Annotated in this window: 6 protein-coding genes; 1 reads left to right on the top strand and 5 read right to left on the bottom strand. The window is 70.3% G+C overall.

What is annotated here, in order from left to right; genetic code table 11:
• Together A9X05_RS24115 and A9X05_RS24120 are read right to left on the bottom strand one after the other, a co-directional pair.
• A partial coding sequence (locus A9X05_RS24115; RefSeq protein WP_156736945.1) for a CNNM domain-containing protein occupies nt 1–225 on the bottom strand: 225 nt, incomplete at its 3' end.
• Complete coding sequence (locus A9X05_RS24120) at nt 222–1,592, bottom strand: hemolysin family protein (protein ID WP_067760722.1); 1,371 nt, start codon at nt 1,590–1,592, stop codon at nt 222–224. The genes A9X05_RS24120 and A9X05_RS24115, both read right to left, overlap by 4 nt.
• Nucleotides 1,593–1,886: 294 nt before the next feature.
• Between A9X05_RS24120 and A9X05_RS24125 the strand changes: the two genes are divergently transcribed.
• The gene (locus A9X05_RS24125) at nt 1,887–2,510 is read left to right on the top strand and encodes a GNAT family N-acetyltransferase (RefSeq protein ID WP_067760724.1); all 624 of its coding nucleotides are present in this window, start codon (nt 1,887–1,889) and stop codon (nt 2,508–2,510) included.
• A gap of 45 nt (nt 2,511–2,555) precedes the next feature.
• On the opposite strand, the gene A9X05_RS24130 is transcribed toward A9X05_RS24125, so the two are convergent.
• The 3 genes from A9X05_RS24130 to A9X05_RS24140 all read right to left on the bottom strand — a co-directional run.
• Nucleotides 2,556–3,992, bottom strand: coding sequence for a GuaB1 family IMP dehydrogenase-related protein (locus A9X05_RS24130; protein WP_067760726.1), 1,437 nt, complete (start codon nt 3,990–3,992; stop codon nt 2,556–2,558).
• 42 nt (nt 3,993–4,034) lie between these two features.
• A complete protein-coding gene (gene gndA / locus A9X05_RS24135; protein ID WP_067760728.1) occupies nt 4,035–5,492 on the bottom strand; it encodes an NADP-dependent phosphogluconate dehydrogenase in 1,458 nt (485 codons plus the stop codon).
• A 99-nt stretch (nt 5,493–5,591) separates the two neighbouring features.
• Nucleotides 5,592–6,235: M56 family metallopeptidase (locus tag A9X05_RS24140; RefSeq protein ID WP_067784472.1), on the bottom strand; the 644-nt coding region annotated here is incomplete at its 5' end.

Raw genomic sequence — 6,235 nt, forward strand, 5'->3', positions numbered from 1 at the left:
CCCCACCAGCAGCGACGCGGCGGTGACACCCAGCTGGGCCCCGGCCAGCATCGCCGGCAACTGCTCGCCGGCGCGGATCACCGTGACCGCGCGCGCCTTGCCCTGCTCGGCCAGCGCTTCCAGCCGGTCGCGCCGGGCCGAGATCAACGAGAATTCCGCGCCGACGAAGAAGGCGTTGACGCCGATCAGCACGATCGCCAGGAACACTCCGACGGGATCGCTCATCGCGGACCCCCCGCCGCGCCGGTGTCGCCGTCACCCTGCAGCTCGTTGAGTTCCAGCAGGTCGATCCGGCGTCCCTCCATCCGGATGACCGTTGCCTGCCAGCGCAGCGAGGTGTCCAACAGGCCGTCGGCGTCCAGGGCCGGCAGCTTCACCGTTTCACCGGCCACCGGGATGTGGCCGAATTCGCGCAACGCCAGCCCGCCGATGGTCTCGTAGGGCCCTTCCGGCGCCCGGAACCCGGTGGCGGTGGCGACCTCGTCGATGCGCAGCAGTCCCGAGACGCGCCAGCCGGTGCCGGCCGCGACGACGTCCGGGGTGGCGTCGTCGTGTTCGTCGCGGACGTCGCCCACGATCTCTTCGATCAGGTCCTCGACGGTCACCATGCCCGCGGTGCCGCCGTATTCGTCGACCACCATCGCGGTCTGCAGGCTGTTCGCGCGGATCTCGGCCATGACGGCGTCGCCGTCCAGCGTCGAGGGCACCACCGGGACGGGCTGCGCCACGTTGGTCAGCGGCGTGCGCGCCCGGTCGGCCGCCGGGATGGCCAGCACCTGTTTGACGTGCACGATGCCGATGGTCTCGTCGAGATCGCCGTCGACGATCGGGAACCGGGAGAACCCGGACTCGGCGGCCGCGGCCACCAGGTCGGCGACGGTGTCGTCGGTCTGCAGCGCGACGATCTTGGATCGGGGCGTCATCAGCTCCTCGGCGGTCAGGGCGCCGAACTGCAGCGAGCGCCGCACCAGTGACGCGGTCGCGGGATCCAGCGAGCCGCTGCGCGCCGAGGAGCGCACCAGGGACAGCAGTTCCTGCGGCGACCGGGCCGACCGCAGCTCTTCGGCCGGCTCGATGCCCAGCTGGCGCACGATCCAGTTCGCCGCGCCGTTGGTGAGCCGGATCGCCGGGGTGAACAGCAGCGAGAACAGCAGCTGAACGCCCACCACGGCGCGCGCGGTGGACAGTGGCCGGGCCACGGCAAGGTATTTGGGAACCAGCTCGCCGAACACCATCGACACCGAGGTGACGATGACCAACGCCACGAACGCCATGATCGCGTCGGCCACCTTGTCGGGAATGCCCATCGCGTCGAACCACGGGTGCGGCAGGTCGGCCAGCATCGGATCGGTCAGGTAACCGGCCGCCAGTGTGGTTGCGGAGATGCCCAATTGGGCGCCGGAGAGCTGGAACGACAACTTGTGGTGGGCGCGCCGGATCGCGCGGTCGCGCCGGCCGCCGCGCCGCGCGTTGGCCTCCACGGCGCTGCGGTCCAGCGTGGTCAGCGAGAACTCGGCCGCCACGAATACCGCGTTACCGAAGATGAGCACCGCGATGGCAATGATGCTGATCACGGCGACGCTGACGTTCATCGAGCACGCCGCCCGCGGGCCGATTGTGTTGGCGGGATGGCCGGGGAAGGCTCCGCATCGGGCGGCTCGTCGGACGGCTGCCGCGCCCGGAAGCCCATGGGCTGCACGGGTGCCTGCGGCACGTCAATCCCTTCGCTGCCTGAAACCGGTGCGGACGCGGTCGCTTCCGTCTTTGCTGATTTATCGTAGCCCGGTCCGCCCCCCGTTCGGTCAACGACCGTTTTCACTGGGAGGCCGGGCCCGCCCGGGACCCAAGTATGGGTTGCCTAACCTTACTCGATAGGCTGGCGGACTATGGCGTCCGAAGGCCCACCCGAAACCGAACCGGCCCAAGTCCTTCCGCGCGAGCGCTTCGACATCTCCGAGAAGGTGGCGCGCATCGGGCGGCCGCCGGCCCCCGCGCTCGAACCGCCCTTCGCGCTGCGTGTCGCGCGGCCCGAGGACGCGGGCATGGTGGCGGAGTGGATGAACCGCCCACACCTGGCCGCGGCCTGGGAGTACGACTGGCCGGCCCCGCGATGGGAGCGGCACCTCGGCGCGCAGCTGGACGGCACGTATTCGGTGCCACTGCTGGGCAGCGTCGATGGCCAAGATTGCGCCTACCTCGAATTATACTGGGGCGCAAAGGACTTGATCTCGCACCACTACGATGCCGATCCGTATGACCTGGGGCTGCACGCCGCCATCGCCGACCCGGGCCTGATGAACCGGGGCCTGGGCCCGATGCTGTTGCCGCAGATCGTCGGGAGCGTCTTCGCCATGGAGCCCCGCTGCCGGCGCGTCATGTTCGACCCCGATCACCGCAACACCACCGCGCGCCGACTCTGCGAATTCGCCGGCTGCGCGTTCCTCGGCGAACACGACACCAGGAATCGCCGCATGTCGCTCTACGCGTGGGAACGTCCGGCCGGCGCCTGACCCACCAAATTGCCTGCGCCGCCAAAGAATTGCGTGCGGCGGGGGTCACCAACCCAGCGGCAGTGGATGGCCTTCGGCGAAGCCCGCGGCCGACTGCACCCCCACGACGGCACGCTCGTAGAGGTCCGTCAGGTTGGCGGCGCCGACATAGGTGCACGTGCTGCGCACGCCCGAGGTGATGTGGTCGATCAAATCCTCGACGCCCCCGCGGTCGGGGTCCAGGCCCATGCGTGAGGTCGAAATGCCTTCCTCGAAGAGCGCTTTGCGGGCGCGGTCGAAGGCGGTGTCGGCGGCGCTGCGGGCGACCACCGCACGCTTGGACGCCATGCCGTAGCTCTCCTTGTAGGGCTGGTCCTCGCGGTCGCGCATCAGGTCGCCGGGCGACTCGTAGGTGCCGGCGAACCACGATCCGATCATCACGTTGGACGCGCCGGCCACCAGCGCCAGCGCCACGTCCCGGGGATGTCGAACGCCGCCGTCGGCCCACACGTGGCCACCCAATTGCCTTGCCGCGGAAGCACATTCGACGACGGCCGAGAATTGCGGGCGCCCCACAGCGGTCATCATCCGGGTGGTGCACATCGCCCCCGGCCCGACGCCGACCTTGACGATGTTCGCCCCGGCGCCCAGCAGATCGCGCGTGCCCTCCGCGGAGACGACGTTGCCGGCCACCAGCGGCACCCCGAGTTCGAGCGAGGACACCGTGCGGATCGCCTCGAGCGTCTTCACCTGATGCCCGTGTGCGGTGTCGATGACGAGCACGTCGACGCCCGCCTCGACCAGGGAGCGCGCCCTGGCGCCCACGTCGCCGTTGATGCCGACGGCCGCACCCACCCGCAGCCGCCCTTCACGGTCGAGCGCCGGGGTGTACAGGCCGGTGCGGACGGCCCCGGTGCGGGTGAGCACGCCGGCCAGCGTGCCGTCGACGTTCGTCACGACGGCAACCCCGATCGGGGCGTGCTCGAGCAGGTCGAAGATCTTGCGTGGTTCGGTCCCGACCGGGGCGGTGACGAAGTCGGTGATCGCGACATCCCGAACCCTGGCGAAGCGGTCCACGCCCAGGCAGCAGGATTCGCTCACCAAGCCCATCGGGCGGCCCTCGAAGACGACGACCGCGACCCCGTGTGCGCGCTTGTGGATCAGCGCGGTCGCATCGGACACCGAGTCGTCGGGGCCCAGCACGACCGGGGTGTCGAGAACCAGGTCGCGGCTCTTGACGAAGTCCACCGTCTGCTGCACCGCGGTGATCGGGATGTCCTGCGGCAGAATCACCAGGCCGCCCCGCCGGGCGACCGTCTCGGCCATCCGCCGCCCGGCCACCGCGGTCATGTTGGCGACCACCACCGGGATGGTGGTGCCCGAGCCGTCCTGGGTGGACAGGTCGACATCGAAGCGCGACGCGACCTCCGACCGGTTCGGCATCACGAAGACGTCGTTGTAGGTCAGGTCGTAACCGGGCCGATGCCCGTCCAGAAATCTCATCGCTGTCGCCGCGCCCCCTCGTGTCCCTCAAGTAGTACCCGGCTAGGCGGGCACTTCACTGCGGTCCCCGCTCCACAGCGTGTGGAAGCGCTTATCGGGGTCGTCGTCGATGCGGCCATAGGTGTGCGCGCCGAAGAAGTCGCGCAGCCCCTGGGTGAGCGCCGCGGGCAGCCGCTCGGTGCGCAGCGCGTCGTAGTAGGACAGCGCCGAGGAGAAGCCGGGGATCGGGATGCCCAGCTGCGTGGCGGTCACCACGACGCGGCGCCAGCCGTCGATCGCGGCCTCGATCGCGCTGCGGAAGTAGGGCGCGACGATCAGGCTAGGCAGATCGGGGTCCTCGTCGAACGCGTCTTTGATGCGGTTGAGGAACTTGGCCCGGATGATGCAGCCGCCGCGCCAGATGGTGGCCAGGTCGCCCGGCGTGATGCCCCAGTCGTATTCGGCGCTGCCGGCCTGAATCTGGTTGAAGCCCTGGGCATACGCGATGATCTTCGACGCGTAGAGGGCCTGGCGCACGTCCTCGACGAACTGCTGCGCGTCGGCGGGCTTGGCGCCCAGCTCGCCCGAGGCCAGCCCCGTGGTGGCCTTGCGCTGGGTCACCGAACCCGACAGCGCGCGGGCGAACACGGCCTCGGCGATCCCGGTTACCGGGACGCCGAGGTCCAGGGCCGACTTCACGGTCCAGCGGCCGGTGCCCTTCTGCTCGGCCTCGTCGAGGATGACGTCGACGAGCGGCTTGCCCGTCTTCGCGTCCTTCTGGCGCAGGACCTCGGCGGTGATCTCGACGAGGAAGCTGTCCAGGTCGCCCTTGTTCCACTCGTCGAACACGTCGGCGATCTGCTCGGCGGTCTTGCCCAGGCCGTCGCGCAGCAGCTGGTAGGCCTCGCCGATCAGCTGCATATCGGAGTACTCGATGCCGTTGTGCACCATTTTGACGAAATGGCCCGCGCCGTCGGGCCCGATGTGGGTGCAGCACGGGACCCCGTCGACGTGTGCGGAGATCTCCTCGAGCAGCGGGCCCAGCGACGTGTAGGACTCGGCGGGGCCGCCCGGCATGATCGACGGGCCGTTCAGCGCGCCCTCCTCGCCGCCGGAGATGCCGGCGCCGACGAAGTGCAGGCCCCGTTCGCGCATCGCCTTCTCGCGGCGAATGGTGTCGGTGTAGAGGGCGTTGCCGCCGTCGATGATGATGTCGCCTTCCTCCATGGCGTCGGCGAGCTCGTTGATGACGGCGTCGGTGGGGTCGCCGGCCTTGACCATGATCAGCACCCGCCGCGGCTTCTCCAGGGCGTCGAGAAACTCCGCGATGGTCTCCGACCGCACGAACTTGCCCTCGTCACCGTGCTCTTTGAGCAGCGCGTCGGTCTTCGCGATCGAGCGGTTGTGCAGCGCCACCGTGTAGCCGTGCCGGGCGAAATTGCGCGCGATGTTCGAGCCCATCACCGCCAGGCCGGTGACGCCGATCTGCGCGGTAGCGGTGGTTGATTCCGACGAACCCATGTCTTCGCCTCTCGAGTCGGAGAACTGTGCCCAAAAGCTTTCCGTCACACTGTGGCACAGGGGACCGGCGTCCGCCCGGGGTGCTGGCCGTCGAACGCGTCAGAGGTTGATCAGGCGCCGCAGCTCGGTGAGCCACGGCACGGCCAACGCGACGGTGGGCACGACGAACACGGCGACCGCGGCCAGGTATGCGGCCGCCGCCAGCGCCAGGCTGTTGCCGCCCCCGCACAGCCGGCGGACGCGGACCACGGTGCTGGGTCCGCCGGCGGCCAGTGCGCCGGACGGCGCCCGCCCGGACGCGCAGGCGACCAGCGCGCGAGCCAGGGGAGTGCGGCCCGCCGCGCGCACGGCGGCGTCGTCGGCGAGCAGCTCGACGAGCAGCTGCACCGCCCCGAGCGCGTTCGCGCTGCGCACCAGCCGCGGGAACGCGGCGTGCACTGCGGTGAAGGCCTCCAGGACGAGGTCGTGGCGGGCCCGCAGGTGGGCCCGCTCGTGGGTGAGGATCGCCGCGACCTCGGCGTCGGCGAGCGTGCTCAGCGCCCCCTCGCTGACCACCACCCTGCTGCGGACGCCCGGCAGGCAGTAGGCGAGCGGCTGCGGCACGTCCAGCACACGAAGGTCCCGCGTGTGGGCGCAGGGCTGGGGAAGCGCGCCGCCGTGGCCCAGGCCGACCAGATCGACGACCATGCGGTGATGGGCGCGCCGTCGCCGGTTGGCGATTGCCACCCGGACGACGGCCACCA

Origin of the sequence: Mycobacterium sp. E3298, assembly GCF_001666895.1 — a bacterium.
Lineage (GTDB): Bacteria > Actinomycetota > Actinomycetes > Mycobacteriales > Mycobacteriaceae > Mycobacterium.